This is a genomic window from Gemmata sp. SH-PL17 (genome assembly GCF_001610855.1).
In the GTDB taxonomy this organism is placed as follows: Bacteria; Planctomycetota; Planctomycetia; order Gemmatales; family Gemmataceae; genus Gemmata; species Gemmata massiliana.
Genome location: NZ_CP011271.1, coordinates 2,991,220 through 3,007,557 on the forward strand (window position 1 = coordinate 2,991,220; position 16,338 = coordinate 3,007,557).

The following is a 16,338-nucleotide window of genomic DNA, read 5'->3' on the forward strand; positions in this document are numbered from 1 at the left end:
CCCCAAACACCCCTTATGGGACAGTCACTCACCCGCTGTGGGGCATGGTCGCCCTGCCTCTGTTGGCCCGACTCTACGTCCGAAAGAAGGATCTGCCGGCCATCGACAGGAACCAACGACCGACGTTCGTGACCGAGTTGGAGTTGGCCGTCGAGTTGATGAAATGGGCGAAAGGTTGGCTGGATTTTGTGGCCGCGCCGTTGTGGGTGGTGGCGGACGGGGCGTACGCCAAGAGCGCGTTCCTCAAGCCGTTGATCGGCATGGGCGTCGTGGTGGTCAGCCGATTGCGGAAGGATGCAGCGTTGTGGACCGTTCCGATCGCCCGAACGGGGGCACGTGGCCGCCCTCGGAAGTATGGGGAGAGCCGGATCGCGTTGGCGAAGCGGGCCGGGCAGACGCGCGGATGGACGACCGGGACGTTCGAGTTGTACGGGAAGGCGACCCAGAAAAAGTACAAGACGTTTGAGGCGACGTGGCGTCCGGCGGGCGGCGTGATCCGTGTGGTGCGGGTAGACGAGTCCGAGGGGTGGGTCGCGTTCTTCTGCACCGACCCGAGTGCGACGGTGGCGGACATCCTCGGGTTAGTGGCCGATCGGTCCAGCCTGGAGACGTGCTTCCGAGATTGCAAGGAGATCGTCGGCGCCGGTCAGCAGCAGGTGTGTCACCTGTGGGCAAGTGTGGGTTCGTTCCACATGTGCCTGTGGACGTTCACGATGACCGAGGCGTGGGCCTGGAACCGGTCGGCGGAGGAGTTGGTGGCCCACCGGAGTGCGTCACCGTGGGACCACAAGCCGCGTCGCCCGAGCCATGCGGACAAACGTCGTGCATGGCGACGGGAGTTGTTGACCAACGACATTGAGGCGGTTTTGCCGGTCGGGACCGACAGCGCGAAAATCCACGACCTCACTGAACGCCTGCTCGATCTCGCGGCCTGAGCCTTGGAGAATAACGGAAACGACAGGTAAACGCCTTGGAGTCGATATTAGCCAGTGGGGGAATGAACCGTCGCTCGATGAGATGGCGGACGAAGGAGCGGAAGTAAACGAACTGTTTCTGCTTGGTCGTCTCCTCCTTGTCCCACGACTTGAAGGCGAGGTAGGCTTCGTCCACTTTGGCCTTGGTCAGCACGTCGATCAGCATCTCGCCGCCCAGGACGAGCCGATCCCCGTGTCGGATGTCCCGGAAGATTTTTAGGTAGCTCTGGACGACGGAATAGGTAGTCGGTGTAACCCGCTGCCGCATCAGTTCCGCCCACTTGTCGAGAGTGTGGCCGATGGTTCGTTCGGCCTGCGCCAGACTCTTGGGCACCTGCTTCTCGTCCCAATATTCCGTGGCCCCGAGGGCGTAGTCGAGTTCCGGCTTCGGGAGGGCGTAAAGCTCGCCCGTCTCGATCCCGAGTTCGTCGAGTCGGCCGAGGATTTTCGCCGTGTGCGGGTCGGGCGTCGATTCGACATGCTCCGGCTCAACGTAGGCGTCGGCGATCTGCGACTCGACGAAGTGGGCGCCCTTACCCTCGGCCGTCAGCACCGCCTTCTTGGTGCGGAGCGTCTTGATGACCCGCTCGACTTCGGGGGGCACTGGACGAACGCCTGCGCCGATCTCGCCCCGTTTCTTGACCCACCACTCGTTCGCCGCCTGATACGATCCGAGTTCGGTCCAGAGGTTTTCCGGGAGGCCGAGTTCGGAGCAATACACGGTGTAGAGAACCTTGTACTGCTTTCTCCAACGGGCGTGACGCCCGTTGAAGGTGGGGGACGTGAGGAACTTCCGAGGCATGGCAGGCCCGAGTTGCGGACAAGTTTTGTGGACAGATTCGGAGGCATTATCGGGGCGGAATTTGTCCGCAGTCACGAGAAAATGCCTAGAAAATTGCACACTCACAGCCTTCCCAAGGCTGTGAGACGAGTTCGACTCTCGTATCCCGATCTAAATTAACTGATTCAAGTGAGACGGACCGCAGGAATAAGTTTCTGCGGGCCGTCTCACTTTTTAGTTTTCTGGTTTGATGCGGTATTTCAGTAGCGAGTAGCGCCGCTTGGTGTCGGCCGTATTGACCGCGATCCACATCGCTTTGCGGCTCCCGACGAGCGCGACCAACTTGCGCCCGCGCGTGATGCCCGTGTAGAGCAGGTTCCGCTGGAGCATCACGAAGTGCTGCGTGTGGACCGGGATCACGACGGCCGGGTACTCGCTCCCCTGGCTCTTGTGAATGGTGCACGCGAACGACAACTGGAGCTCATCTAGTTCATTGAACTCGTACTCGACCGGGCGCCCGTCGAAGTCCACCACCAGCATCTGATCGTCATTGTCGATCTTCTCAATGCGACCGATATCGCCGTTGAACACCTCGCGGTCGTAGTTGTTCTGAACCTGCATCACCTTGTCGCCTTCGCGGTACACCGAATCGTACCGCTTGACTTCCGCAACACCCGGGCGCGCGGGATTTAGTGCCGCTTGCAGTTCTCGGTTCAGATTCGCGACCCCGAGGGGCGTCTTCACTTGTGGCGAGAGCACCTGGATGTCGCGGAACGGGTCGAGCTTGAACTTCGCCGGGATGCGGTCTCGCACCATCTGGACGACGCGCTCGGTGATCGCGTCCGGGTCGTTCGCTTCGATGAAGTAGAAGTCCCCGTTGCCGCCCGGCGGGGCGGATTCGGGTTCCACACCGTGGTTGATCGCGTGCGCGGCGCGCACGATCCAACTGCTCTCGGCCTGGCGATGGACCTCGGTGAGTCGGGCGACGGGAACCGCTTTCGATTCGATGAGATCCGTCAGCACGGCCCCGGCCCCGACCGACGGGAGCTGGTCCACGTCCCCCACGAGCACCACGCACGCATACGGCGGGACGGCCTGGAGCAGCTTGTTCATCAGCACGATGTCGACCATCGACGTCTCGTCGACCACGAGCAGGTCGACGTCGAGTGGGTCTTCGGCGTTGCGCGTGAACTGGCGCTGCTGCGGGTTGAACTCCAGCAATCGGTGGATGGTTTTGGCCTCGCGCCCGGTGGACTCGTAGAGGCGCTTGGCCGCGCGCCCGGTGGGGGCCGTTAGCAGCACGCGGAGCGACTTCGCGAGGAACATTTCGATGATGGCCCGCACGATGGTCGTCTTCCCGGTCCCGGGGCCGCCCGTCACCACCATGAGTTTGTGCGTGACCGCGGCCTTGATCGCCGCGCGCTGACTCGCCGCGAACGCGATCCCCATTTTCTTCTCGACCCACGCGACCGCAGCGTCTACGTTCACCGAGGGCAGCGGGTGCGGCCCCTGCGCGAGCGCCTTGATGGCTCGCGCGACACCGAGTTCTGCCAGGAAAAATGGCTTCAGGAAGATGAGGTTGTCTTCGAGGGTGAAACCCGCGCCGCCGGTTGTGCTCCCCGTCTGTAACCCCTCCCCAACCCCTCCCCCAAGGGGAGAGGGGCTTAAAACCGTCGCTTGGGGTGTGGTTGCCTGTGTATTTGGTTCTGTTCTCCCTTCCTTCTTAGGGAAGGGGGTTAGGGGGTTAGGTTGTCTTTGCTTTTCTCCCTTCCCTTCAGGGAGGGGGGACGGGGGGGTAGGTAACCGTCCCCCAGTCGCCTTCCCGATACTGTCGCGCACGATCTCGTCCGTGATGCGCAGTTGTTCGATCGCGTCGATGATGCCGTTCGGCTCAATCCCCGTCATTTCGGCCGCGCGTTCGCGGAGCAGTTCTTCGGGGTAGCCGACGTGCCCGTTCCCGGTTTCTTCCTGAAGTACATGGCGCACCACCGCTTGCGCGCGGAACGGGGAGTCGCGTGGGATGCCCAAACTGACGGCGAGTTTGTCCGCGGTGTCGAACCCGACGCCCCAAATGTCCGCGCTCATGCGGTACGGGTTCGCTTTGATGAGTTCGATCGCCTGGTCGCCGTAGGTCTTGTAAATGCGCACGGCGCGCGCGGTGCCGATGCCGTGTGACTGGAGGAAGACCATGATTTTCCGCGATTCGCGCTGTTCTTCCCAGCTCCGCCGGATCTTCTCGATCAGCTTCGCGCCGATGCCCTTGACTTGAGACAGGTACTCGGGCGACTTGTCGATGACGTCGAGTGTCTTTTCGCCGAACACCTCCACGATGCGCTTCGCGTAGCCGGGGCCGATCCCCTTCACGAGACCGGAACCGAGGTACTTCGCGATCCCTTCCACGGTGTGTGGCGGGTTCGTTTTGATCTCGCTCGCCTTGAACTGGAGCCCGTAGTTGCGGTCCGTGACCCACGCCCCGGTCGCGGTGATGTACTCGCCCGCGACGATCTGCTGGGCGCTCCCGACGACCGTGAGGATGTCGCGGTGCCCGCGCGCGACGACCCGCAGCACACAGTACCCGGTGTCCGGGTTGTGGTGCGTAATGCGCTCGATCACTCCGGTGACTTGTTCGGCCATTTCTCCCGTCGATTGGGGTGGCCCGAATAATCGGACCGCGCCCGTGTTTGGGTGTGTGATTTTGTCGAGTGTGGGCCACGCACCACTCGAAAACTACTCCCCGAACATACCCGGTCCCCGCGGAATGTCCAACTGAGTGGCCGCGCCGTACCTCTGTTTCCATGCGCACCATTGCGATCCTGCTGGCCTACGCCTGCGCCCTGGCGTTCGGCACCTACCACACGTTTCGCCCGACGTTTGATTCTGGGTTCGTGCGAATTCAGACCGAGCGCGGCGACGGGATGCTGAACCACCTGCTCCTCGAGAACTCGTGGCTCGCCCTTACTGAACCGAACTACTGCGGCACGCTCGTCACGCCGCCGTTCTTTTTCCCCGAACCGGGGACGCTCGCGTACTCCGAAAACCTGTTCGGATCGGCGCCGATCTACTGGGCGCTGCGGACCGTGATGAACCGCGAATTCGCGTACATCTGGTGGCAGATCGTCTGTTGTGCGCTGAACTTCGTTTCGTTCGCGCTCGTGGCCCGGTGGCTCCGGATGCAACACGTTGTGGCCGTCACCGGGGCGTTCCTTTGGGCCTTCGCGACCGCCCACGTGGACCAGCTCAAGCACTCGCAAATGGTCCCGCGGTTCTACATGCCGTTCGCGGCGTACTACGCGATTGTGCTCGTCCTCGAGCCGTCCGTGAAGGCGTTCAACCGGGTGCTCGGGGCGCTGTTCCTGCAGTGCCTGGCGTGCATCTACACGGGGTGGTTCCTCGCGGTCGGGGTGGCCGTGTTCCTTCCCGTGCTCGTGTGCCTCCAGCCCGGGTCCGTGCGCAACATGTGGCGGTGCGTCGCCGAGAACAAGTGGCGGGTGCTGGGCGTGCTCGCGTTCTGGGCGCTCGCGATGGCGGCGCTGTTCGTGCCGTACATCAAGGTGAACCAGGGCGCGTCCCGGTTGTACGAGGACTGCCACGGGTTCTTCCCGACGCCCGAAGCGTGGCTCACCGGCCCTCAAGGCTCCCGGTGGTACGAGACGCTGGACCGTGTTCGCGCGCCGGCGCCCTTCGAGTGCTTGCTGTTCTCCGGGTTCGCGCTCTACGGGTTGGTGCTGGCGGCGACCGTTCACCTCCCGTTTTTCCGGCGCGGGGCGGGGTCGGTTTTCTGGCCCGCGGCGCTGGCCGGGGTGATTACGGCCCTCGTTTGGGTGGGGCTGACGTTCACCACGTCCCAAACGGGCGAATCCTTGTGGCGCGTGGTCCGTCACGTTCCGGGGGCGGGGGCGATTCGGGTGGTGTCGCGCATTTACGTGACGGTGTACCTGTTCGGCACTATTGGCGCGCTCCTGTGGCTCTCGATGCTGCTGGACCGCATGAGGGGCTCGTGGGGGCGCGCGGCGCTCCTGGTTCCGCTGCTCGCGCTCCTGTTGTGGGAGCAGACCGGGTTCGTACCCGACAGCTTCGACCGGCGCGACTTCTACCCGATCGTCGAGCGGAACGCTGAAAGACTGAGAGGTGCGGAGGTGGGGTACGTGGAGCCGCGGTTCGTGGACACGCAGGGGAAGATGAGCGTCGGCCCCTACGGAGAAGTGTTCGGGATGTGGGTCGGGATGCGCGCGAACGTGCCGGTGCTGAACGGCTACAGTGGGCGCGCGCCGAACAACTTTCCGATGGTAACCGCACTGAACGATGACGACATGAGCTACTGGCTCAAAGGCAAGTTTCGAGGGACCGTTCGCGTCATCAATTCGGAAACCCCCGGCACACTCCGAGAGGTTACGATCAAATAACAATTGGTGCCGAGCGCGTGGCCCGGACCCGGAGCGCGTGTTACACCGCACCACCGCCGCGTAGCCGCCTGGACCGAATCCGGAACGATCGCGCGGCGCTCATTCCGGGCTACTGGCCCGTTTGGTGAGCGTGATTTCGTTCCCGGTGGTGTTGTGGGACACGGCGTCCATGAACGCCTGGATCAACAGGAGCCCGCGACCGCTGGCGCGCTCCAGGTTGGCCGGGTCGGTGGGGTCGGGGAGGGTGCTCGGGTCGAACCCCGGCCCCTCGTCCCGGATCACGAACACGGCCTCGCCCGGGCGCATCCGGGCCGTCACGTGCAGGCGCCGGTCCCGGTACGGGTCCAGGTACCGGCGCTCCTTGGCCCGGCGCTCGAACTCCCCGCTCCCGTCCTGGCGCAGGTCCGAACTGAGTTCCAGGTTCCCGTGGTACAGGCCGTTGAGCAGGGCCTCCTCGAGCGCGACGCCGACCCGGGTCCGGTCCGACGCCCCGCACGCACCCATCTGGGTCGCCTGGCCCTGAAGGTACGCCACCAGCGCGGGCACCAACGACGGGTCGTTCTCCAACTCCAGCCGGCTCTCCACCGACGCGAACGATCCCAGGAGCCGCTGCTGGCGCCGGTCCCCGCGGGCCGCGTTGAGCACCTGCTCGACGGTCGCGGCGAGGTCTTTGGCCAGGGTGCGCTTGGGTACGTAGCTCGCCGCGCCGCTGCGCAGGGCCTCGATCGCGATCTCCTCGCTCCCGTTGCCCGTCATCAGGATCACCGGGACCGTGGGGAACCGGTCCCGGACCGTGCGCACCAGTTCCAACCCGTCCATCCCGGGCATTTGCAGGTCCGTGAGCACCACCGCGGGGGCCGACTGAGCGATCGATTCCAGGGCCGCGAGCCCGTCGGGCGCGTACACCGCGCGCAGGCCCGAGTCCTTCTCCACCAGGCGCCCCGCGACGCGGCGGTCGATGGCCGAGTCGTCTACTACGAGTACGGTCGGCGCCTCCGCGCCCTCGACGGGGGCCGCGTCGGGTGCCGTGGACGAATGTGTCGACACCATATTCCGTCTCCTATCTCGGATCTCAGTGTGAAATAAGCTCGCTCACGCGCTCCAGCTCGCAAGTTCGGCGGCCACGAACCCGAGCTGGCGCTCCAGATCCGGTACGAGGCCGGTTGCTTTGTCCAGTTCGCCGTTCTTGGCGAGTGACTCGATCCGCTGGGCCAGTTCGCACGTAGCGCGCGCGCCAAAGTTCCCGGCCGCGCCCTTGATCGTGTGGGCCGCGCGCCGGGCGCCCGGTGCGTCACCGGTCCCGAGCGCGGTGCGGAGTTCCCCGATCTGGCGCGGGCACTCTTGTACGAACAGTTCCGCGATCTCGTGCAGGAGTTCCTCGTCCCCGCCCGTACACTGCAGGGCCACGGCCCGGTCCGCGATCGCAAGGGCCGGCGCGCCCGGGGCCGGGGTCGAAGTCGAGACCGAGGGGAGGGCGGGGACCGGGGGAGCTTCAACAGTGGCGCCGGGGAGTACCCGGGCGAGCACGCGGTCCAGGTGCTCGAACTGGACCGGCTTGGACACGTACCCGTCCATCCCGGCCGCGAGGCACCGGTCCGCGTCGCCCTTCATGGCGTGCGCGGTCATGGCCACGATGGGCTGGTGCGTTTCGGTCCCGGCCTCGCGTTCGCGGATCGCCGCGGTCGCTTCCAGCCCGCCCATCTCGGGCATTTGCAGGTCCATCAGGATCACGTCGAACGGGCGCGCGCCCGACAGGTCCACGGCCACCCGCCCGTTCGGGGCCACGGTGACCTTGTGGCCGCTCTTTTCGAGCACCGCGACCGCGAGCTTCTGGTTCACCGGGTTGTCTTCGGCCAGCAGGATGTTCAGCGGGCGCAGGCGCACCCCGGGTGCCCGGTCCGGCGCCACCGCTACCGCGACGCGCCCGGCGCCCGGGTCCGGGGGGCCGCTGAGGGCCAGCGCGATCGCGTCCAGGATCTCGGACTGTTTGGCCGGTTTCATCAGGTACAGGTCGATCCCGTGCTCGCGGTACCGGGTGCCCTCACCGGGGCCGGCCGACGAGAGCATGACCACGCGCGTGCCCCCCAGGGCCGGGTCCGTGCGGATCCGGTCGGCCACCGCGAACCCGTTCATCCCGGGCATCATCGCGTCCAGGAGGACCAGGGGGAACGGCTCCCCGCGCCCGGCCGCCTCGCGCAGCGCGCCGAGTGCCTCCGGTCCGCCGTCCACCGGGACCGGGTTCATGCGCCAGTTCCGGAGCATTTCGACCAGGATGCGCCGGTTGGTTCCGTTGTCGTCCACGACCAGCACCGGGAGCCCGTCCAGGGCCGCGGGGCTGAGGGTCCGGGGGCGCGACCGGGTGCCCGGCGCGCGCCCGAACCGGGCGGTGAAGTGGAACGTGCTCCCGACTCCCAGTGTGCTCTCGGCCCAGATCCGCCCGCCCATGAGTTCGACCAGGCGCACCGAGATCGTGAGCCCGAGTCCGGTCCCGCCGTACTTGCGGGTCGTGGACCCGTCGGCCTGCACGAACGGCTCGAAGATGGCGCCGAGCTTGTCGCCCGGGATCCCGATCCCGGTGTCGGTGACCGTGAAGTGGAGTAGAGCGTCGCGGTCCGTGTGCTCCTCGAGGGCCACGCGCACCACGACCTCGCCGGCCTCGGTGAACTTGATCGCGTTGCCCACCAGGTTGATGACGACCTGGCGCACGCGCCCCGCGTCCCCGATGAGCCCGTCGGGGACGTCGTCGTTGATCTGGCACGCGAGTTCGAGGCCCTTGCCCTGGGCGCGCACGGCCACGGTCTTGAGCGTGTCCCCGAGCGCGTCGCGCAGGGCGAACGGGGTCGGGTCCAGGTCCAGTTTCCCGGCCTCGATCTTCGAGAAGTCCAAGATGTCGTTGATGACCGTCAGGAGCGCGTCGGCCGACGACTTCACCAGCCCCAGGTACTCGCGCTGGGCGGGCGACAGGGGCGTTTCCAGTGCCAGTTCCGTCATCCCGATGATCCCGTTCATCGGCGTGCGGATCTCGTGGCTCATGTTCGCCAAAAACTCGCTCTTCGCGCGGCTCGCGTCCTCGGCCGCGTCCTTGGCCTTGCGCAGCTCGGCGTTCAGGCGCTTGCGCTCGCTGATCTCGACGAACGTGACCACCGACCCGATGATCTGTCCGTCGTCCCGGCACATGGGGTTGGACCAGTACTCCACCGGGAAACTGGTCCCGTCCGCGCGCCAGAACGCCTCGTCGTCGGCGTGGGCCCCCAGGCCCAACTTGAGGGCGCGGTAGATCGTGGACTTGAGCGCCGCGTGGGGGCGCCCGTCGGCCCGACTGTGGTGGACCAGCTCGGTCATGTTGCGCCCGAGCAGGTCCGCGGCGCTCGCGTACCCGAGGAGCCGGGCGCACGCCGGGTTGCAGAAAATGCAGGTGCCGGCGAGGTCCATCCCGTAAATCGCTTCCACGGTCGAGTCGAGGAGCAGTTTGAACTGTTCCTTGAGCCCCACCTCGCGCGCGGTCACCTCGATCGCCATCGAGCGGAACGCCCGGGTGAGCTCGGCCACCTCGTCGCCGCCGCGGGCGCGGGGGAACCAGTCCGGGAGCGTCCCGGGGGCGCTCGCGGCGAGCCCGTCGCTCGCGAGGCGCTGGGCGCCGGTCGTCAACCGGCGCAGCGGGTGCGTAACGTGTTGCATCAGTGCGACCGTGGCCAGCGCGCTGGTGACGAACAGCAGCGACAGCACCGCGGCCATCTGCCGGACGTTGCGCCAGACCGCGGCCCGGATCGGGGCCCGGTCCATCCCGACGTGAACGTACCCGCCCTGGCCCGCGAGGATCGGGCTGCAGACGTTGATGCAGTCGCCGGCGCCCGCGACGCTCGTGCGCCGGACGGTCGTGCGGTGGGGGTCGCCGGGCAGTTGCGCGATCTGGTCCGGGACGCTCGGGACGAACGTGTGGGAGACGACCTCGCGCCGGTTGTCCAGGACCAGAACGTATGCGAGCCCCGGGGTCCGGTCCCGGCGCTCGTCGATCATCGCCTGGACGCTGGCCGGGTCGTGGTTGACGAGCGTGTCGATGCCGGCGCTGGCGATGTTCTCGGCGATCCCCTTGCCCTTGGCCTCGAACTCGGCGGTCAGGCTCCGGTCGATGCTCCAGGCCAGGAAAACGGCCAGGGCCAAGATGGTGGTGCCGAACAGTCCGACCAGGACGAGCAGCGTGCGGGGTAACAGTCCGGAGAGCCTCATTTGCGCCAGCCCTCCCAGTCGGTCATCGGCTCGAACTTCCCGTTCCGCACCACCGTGTAGTAGACGCGCTCGGTCGCCTGGTGGCGGTCGGGGCCGAACGAGACCGGGACGCGGATGCCGAGGTCGAGGTCGCGGACCGATTCGGCCGCCTTCCGGACGCGCCAGCGCTCGAACGGCGCGCCCATTTTCTCCAGCACGGCCACGAGGAGCTTGGCGTTCAGGAACCCTTCGAGGCTCACGAAACTGTGCGGGACCGGCTGATAATCGTCCGTCAGCAGGTGGGCCGGGACGCGCGGGTCGTAGCGCCCCATCAGCTCGCGGTACTCGCGGACCGCGGGCAAGGAGGTGTCGTCGTAGCTCGGCACCACCTGGGAGTTAATCAGCCCGCGGGTGTAGTCCGTTCCGTTCGCCCGCCCCGCTTCCCGGAGCAGCGCGAGCAGGTTCTCGCTCCCGACGAACGAGAGGTTGGCGATGGGCACGTCCCAGCCGGTGTCGCGGGCGTCGCGGGCGAACGCCGCACATGCCGCGTAGGAGCCGACGCAGACGACCGCGTCCGGGGCGCCCGCTCGGAGGATCTCGACTTGCTGCTTGAGACTCGCGTCGAAGGTCGTGCCGCGCCGGTAGGTCGCTTCTCCGGTCATTTTCAGCCCGTGCCGACCCAGCGCGGTCCGAACGCCCTCCCACCCGTTGCGCCCGTAGGCGTCGATCTGGTAGAAGACCGCGATCCGCGTGCGCCCGACCCGGACGAAGTGGTCCACCAGTCCCGCGGTTTCCTGGTAGTACGACGCCCGGAGGTTGAACACGAATTCGCCGTAAGGGGCCTGGCGCTGGGGTTGCGCGCCCGTGAACGGGCAGAAGAGGAAGACGGACCGGTCGCGGTCGCGCTTCAGGAGCGGTAAACAGCGCGTCGTGGTGGGGGTGCCGACGTAGTTGAACAGGAGGAACACGTCGTCCTCCTCGATCAGGCGGACCGTGTTGTCGATCGCCGGTCCCGGGTTGTACCCGTCGTCGTAAGCCCGAATGACCACCTTGCGGCCGTGGACCCCGCCGCGCGCGTTAATGTAATCGAAGTACGCTTTCGATCCCCGGTACAGGTCGATGCCCAGCCCGCGGCTCGGACCCGAAAACGGGGCGGACATACCCAACTCAAGTTCGTCGTCGCTCGCGGGAACCCGCGGCCCGGTGCGCGCGGGACTTCCTGGCGCGTTTTGGCCCGCATCGGCGGACGCGGCGCCCGGCCACTCGGTCCCAATGGACACGAGCCACGCGAGCGCCCCGGCACCCAGCGCGAGAGCGCCCGCGATCAGGAGCGCGCGGGGCCAAGTACCCCCGGTCCGTTCTCGGGACTCCCGATTCATAGTTTCCTTCGGGGTTCGGCGTGGAGAGTCTAATCGGAGGTAGAGCGTCGGTGCGTTCGCACATCGACTCTAGTCCGGGTGGCGGGCGCGTGACGGGCTTTTTTCGCCTCCGCGCAAAACTCTTCTGTTTTGCGACCCCCGCGTTGTGTTTGGGCACGAACCCAAACGGTCCACTGTCGGCGGGACGAGAAAGTTGCGACTCACACAAAGAAAGGTGAGTGAACGAGCGGGTGGAGTGACGCAACCGCGAGAACTCAACGGACCGGCACCCGAAGGATTCCCGTTGTCTGGTTTGACGGTTGCGGTTACCAAGACCACAACCTCATTCAGTCAGTCGCAGCGCGGGGCGGTAATGGTCGATTCGGTTCGTCAGGAAGTCGTTTCAGCGGCCACGACAGTCGTCATCAAGGTCGGCACGAATGTGCTGGCCGACCCGACCGGGCACCTGGACCGGCACCGCATTCAGTCGCTCGCGGACCAACTCCACCGTATCCGGTCGAGTGGCCGCAGGGTCGTGCTCGTGACTTCCGGGGCCATTGGTGCCGGGGTCGGGAAACTGGCACTGGGGAAGCGCCCCACGGACCTCTCGCACCTGCAAGCGTGCGCCGCGGTCGGTCAGTCCGCACTGATGCAGCTTTACCAGGAGAGTCTGACCAAGTACGGGATTCACACCGCCCAGATCCTGCTGACGGCGAGCGACTTCGAGAACCGCGCCCGCTACCTGAACGCCCGGAACACGATCGGCACGCTGTTCGAGTACGGGGCGCTGCCGATCATCAACGAGAACGACACGGTTTCGGTCGCGGAGATCAAGTTCGGTGACAACGACCACCTCGCCGCAATGGTCACGAACCTTCTGCGTGCTCCGCTTCTCGTGCTTTTAACAAACGTGGACGGGTTGTACTCGGACGATCCCCGATCGAATCCGGACGCGAAACTCGTGGCCACCGTGCCGAACATCGATCAATCCGTGACGGGATTGGCGGCCGATACGAAAAGCGCCCTCGGTACGGGGGGGATGGAGAGCAAACTGAAGGCGGCGCGACTTGTCACGGTTGCGGGGGAAGCCGTCATCATGGCGAACGGTTCCCTCGACGGTATTTTGGACCGCGTATTCGCCGCGGAGCCGGTCGGAACGCTGTTTCTCCCACACGGAGAAGGGGTTTCGTCCCGGAAACGGTGGTTCGGGTTAACCGTCCGCCCGAAGGGGGTATTCCGGCTGGACACGGGGGCACGGCAAGCTGTGCTCGATGGGCGGAGCCTACTGCCGATCGGCGTCACGGCCGTCGAAGGAGAGTTCGGAAAAGGTGATGTGGTATCGATTTGCGATCCGAACGGGGTCGAGGTGGCGCGCGGGTTGAGTAATTATTCCTCCACCGCCGCTCAGCGCATTCGCGGACTTCACACGGAACGTATTGCGGCGGTTTTGGGGAGCGTACCCTACCCGGAATTGGTCCATCGCGACAATCTCGTGTTAACGAGTTAGAATGCGGGCGGAGTGTCGTCTTAATGGTGTGACGGACGACCGCTGAATGTGAATTCCTGCGGCTGATATGTGACGATGCCGAAAGGCGAAGCGAATCCCCCGGCCCCGCCCGGTGACTCCACCAGGCGGGCGGAGTTTGAGGCGCTTTACCAGCAACACAGCCGTGAAGTCTGGGCGCTCGCTTACGCCCGGTGGATGGATTCCGACCTCGCGATGGACATCACGCAAGAGGCGTTCCTGCGGCTCTGGAAGCAGTGGGAAGCCGGTGGCGAGGACATACAAAACCCGCGCGCCTGGCTCTTGCGGGTCGCGCGTAATTTGGCAGAAGATTACGCGAAAAGCGCGTTTCGGCGGAACGGAACGCAGCCCCCGGAACTACTAAACGGTGTGCGGTCCTCGCAACCGCTGCCGGTTGATGAGCTGGAGCGCCAGGAACAGTTCGCCCAATTGCGCGCGGTACTGGACGAGATGGCGCCCGCGGACCGAGAAATACTCACGCTCCGATACGCCCTGGATTACGACGCGAACACGATTGCCGAGCAGCTCGATGTGGCTGTCACGGCGGTCCACATGAGGCTGAGCCGCGCTCGCCAGCGGCTCGCCGAACGACTCTCGATTCACGGAGACTTCACTCCCGGTGAAACCGCGAGTGAAACGAACACATGAACACGAACACTACCTCTCCAAAACGCGATAAGAGCAGTGCGGGTGAACTCGACCAACTGCTCTCGGACTTCTTCAAGTCCCAGCTCAAGCAGCCCTGGCCGAAGGCCCGGTGCCCGTGGCCCACGCGACGGTCGAGCCGTCCGAACTGGTCGCGACGCGAACCACCGAATCGCCGCGGAACGCTCCGGCGAAATTCCGGGACAACACCGCTCGCGCCCGATTCACCCTGGCTGCGTCCGTTGCGCTGCTGCTCGGTACCGGGTGGTTGCTGACTAACGGTTACGAGCCGGGAACTCGACCCGCTGGCTGCCCCACGCCGGCCATCAGCGGTCCCGGGATGCTCTCCGGCGGCAGTGCCGACGGCGATAAACACTTGCCGCTCAAGAAGATGGGTGAAGACAAAGCTAAAGGCAACGACGGCGGCATCAAGATCGATCTCAAAGACGGCAACTGAATCGCCGCTCGAGCACAAAACGAACGTCTGGCCACAAATGCGGTCGGACGTTCTGCTTTTTCCGGTCATTCCGTAAGTTGAGTAGACACTTTCGCACGCGCCAGCTTAACATGACCAGTGAGACTCGTTTCTCACCGCACCTGTGGTGCTGCACGAACACGCTTACTGACGGAGCATGTGTTGATTCCCCCAACTGACGGGGACGATTGGACCGTTCCCGAATCCGAACAAACTCACGTCCCCGACGAAGAGCCGACTTCTGACGAGCCGGTTGACGCCCCTCCACTCGATGAAACCGCGACCGCGGACGATGATTTCGACGACGAAACGGACGAAGCCGAAACCGATCCCGCAAGCGACCCCGATCACGAATCCGCCCCGCCGCCGGAAACCGATCCCGCGATGGTCTTCGCGGACCTGAAACTGATGCGCCCGCTCATGGACGCCATCAACGCGGCCGGGTACAAGCACCCGACGCCGATTCAGGAAGCGGTGATTCCGCCCGCCCTGCGCGGCAAAGACGTTATCGGGCAGGCGCAAACGGGGACCGGTAAGACGGCCGCGTTCCTGATCCCGTTCCTCAATCGCTGGCGCCCTCACAAACTCAAGGGGCCGATCGGTGTCGTGATGACGCCGACGCGCGAACTCGCGCTCCAGATCGCGAACGAGGCCGAGAAGCTCGCCCCGAGCAGCCAGTTCCGGTGCGTGCCGGTCTACGGCGGCACCGGGATGCAGCGGCAACTGACGGGACTGACTCGCGGGTGCGACCTGGTGGTCGGAACACCGGGCCGGATGCTCGACCATCTGCAACGCGGCTCGATGTCGCTGGCGCAAGTGCGCTACGCGGTGCTCGACGAAGCGGACCGGATGCTCGACATCGGCTTCCGCGACGACATCGAGCGCATCCTGAAGCGGTGCCCGACCGAGCGCCAGACGCTGCTCATGTCGGCGACCGTGCCCGATTCGATCAAGCGCCTCGTGAACCGGTACATGAAAGACCCGGTTCACCTGCACATGACGCCGAGCACGCCGACCGTGGACAAGATCCGCCAGAGCTACTTCACGGTGGACGCGGACCGGAAGTTCGAGCTGCTGAAGCGCGTCATCGAGCGCGAAAAGCCGCGCCAGTGCCTCATCTTCGTGGAGCGCAAGCGCTGGGCCGACAACCTGTACCGCGACCTCAAGCGCGCGGTGCCGAAGGCCGCGGTGATCCACGGCGACCTCCCGCAATCGCAGCGCGAAAAGATCATGGCCGCGTTCCGCACGGCCGAGATCAAGTACCTGATCGCGACCGACGTGATGAGCCGCGGGATCGACGTCTCGAACCTGTCGCACGTCATCAACTACGACCTGCCGATGGACATCGAGAACTACGTCCACCGGATCGGGCGCACCGGGCGCATCGGTAAGGACGGCATCGCGATCTCGTTCGCGCTACCGGAGCAGGGCGAGCAGCTCACCAACATCGAGATGATGATTAACCGGCTCATCGAGGCGGACCAGATCGAGGGCTTCGAGTCCGCGGCGCCGCGGGCGAAGGGGCCGGCACGCGACGTGAAAGTGATCTTCACCGGGTTGGATTCCGTGAAGCCCGTAAAGCCCGAGGGCGAAGACGACGGTTGGGGTGACGACGACGCGCCTCCGGCACGAGCGCCGGAAGAGGGCACGGGGGCGTCGGACGAGGCCGCGAAGAAGACGGTCTTCGGTCGGCGCGGCAAGCGGTACAGTCAGCGCCTCTGATCGGGGTCGCAAATGGAGTGGATACGAGAGATCCCGTACTGGCTCATTCTTCTGGTGTTGGTCGGCCGGTTAGCGGCCCGCCACCGGCAGTCATCGACCGCTTCGGACCTCTCGAAGCGGATCGTTCTTGGCTGCACAGTCGGCGCGGTTCTGTTAGTCCTTTTGGGCCGTGCCGTCATTCCCGCCGTACTTCTTTTGACAGCCGTGGGCGCTTACATCGTTTTGCACCGAATCGTCACTCCGGTCTTG

The 16,338-nt window shown here is 65.5% G+C and carries 11 protein-coding genes; 6 read left to right on the plus strand and 5 right to left on the minus strand.

Translation table 11 applies throughout. The features are described from left to right. Positions 1–44: 44 nt before the first annotated feature. Positions 45–935: a transposase gene (locus VT84_RS12410; RefSeq protein ID WP_082839751.1), complete on the plus strand. Its 891-nt coding sequence runs from the start codon at positions 45–47 to the stop codon at positions 933–935. Here the strand turns inward: VT84_RS12410 and VT84_RS12415 are convergent. Both VT84_RS12415 and VT84_RS12420 read right to left on the minus strand, forming a co-directional pair. After that, complete coding sequence (locus tag VT84_RS12415) at positions 904–1,776, minus strand: hypothetical protein (protein ID WP_082839752.1); 873 nt, start codon at positions 1,774–1,776, stop codon at positions 904–906. The genes VT84_RS12410 and VT84_RS12415 overlap by 32 nt on opposite strands. A gap of 213 nt (positions 1,777–1,989) precedes the next feature. Continuing rightward, a complete protein-coding gene (locus tag VT84_RS12420) occupies positions 1,990–4,389 on the minus strand; it encodes an AAA family ATPase (protein ID WP_082839753.1) in 2,400 nt (799 codons plus the stop codon). Between the two features lie 161 nt (positions 4,390–4,550). On the opposite strand from VT84_RS12420, the gene VT84_RS12425 reads away from it, so the two are divergent. After that, complete coding sequence (locus VT84_RS12425) at positions 4,551–6,158, plus strand: hypothetical protein (RefSeq protein WP_082839754.1); 1,608 nt, start codon at positions 4,551–4,553, stop codon at positions 6,156–6,158. A 99-nt stretch (positions 6,159–6,257) separates the two neighbouring features. Here the strand turns inward: VT84_RS12425 and VT84_RS12430 are convergent, their stop codons facing one another. From VT84_RS12430 to VT84_RS12440, 3 genes are read right to left on the minus strand one after another with little or no spacing between them, the layout of a single operon-like run. After that, entirely contained in the window at positions 6,258–7,208 is a 951-nt protein-coding gene (locus VT84_RS12430) for a response regulator (protein ID WP_082839755.1), read from the minus strand. Between the two features lie 42 nt (positions 7,209–7,250). Further along, positions 7,251–10,385, minus strand: a complete 3,135-nt coding sequence (locus VT84_RS12435; RefSeq protein WP_082839756.1) for a response regulator — start codon at positions 10,383–10,385, stop codon at positions 7,251–7,253. Next, a complete protein-coding gene (locus VT84_RS12440; RefSeq protein WP_204249754.1) occupies positions 10,382–11,743 on the minus strand; it encodes an ABC transporter substrate-binding protein in 1,362 nt (453 codons plus the stop codon). The genes VT84_RS12435 and VT84_RS12440 overlap by 4 nt, the downstream gene beginning before the upstream one ends. 235 nt (positions 11,744–11,978) lie before the next feature. Here VT84_RS12440 and proB point away from each other — a divergent pair, with 235 nt between their 5' ends. The 4 genes from proB to VT84_RS12460 all read left to right on the plus strand — a co-directional run bounded on the left by proB (position 11,979) and on the right by VT84_RS12460 (position 16,089). After that, entirely contained in the window at positions 11,979–13,229 is a 1,251-nt protein-coding gene (proB, locus tag VT84_RS12445) for a glutamate 5-kinase (protein WP_239465823.1), read from the plus strand. A 75-nt stretch (positions 13,230–13,304) separates the two neighbouring features. Beyond that, a complete protein-coding gene (locus VT84_RS12450; RefSeq protein ID WP_082839757.1) occupies positions 13,305–13,895 on the plus strand; it encodes an RNA polymerase sigma factor in 591 nt (196 codons plus the stop codon). Positions 13,896–14,004: 109 nt separating this feature from the next. Continuing rightward, the gene (locus VT84_RS12455) at positions 14,005–14,349 is read left to right on the plus strand and encodes a hypothetical protein (RefSeq protein WP_082839758.1); all 345 of its coding nucleotides are present in this window, start codon (positions 14,005–14,007) and stop codon (positions 14,347–14,349) included. A gap of 177 nt (positions 14,350–14,526) precedes the next feature. Further along, positions 14,527–16,089 carry a DEAD/DEAH box helicase gene (locus VT84_RS12460; protein WP_239465824.1) on the plus strand — a complete coding sequence of 521 codons (1,563 nt, stop codon included), beginning with the start codon at positions 14,527–14,529 and terminating at the stop codon, positions 16,087–16,089. The last annotated feature ends 249 nt before the right edge of the window (positions 16,090–16,338 follow it).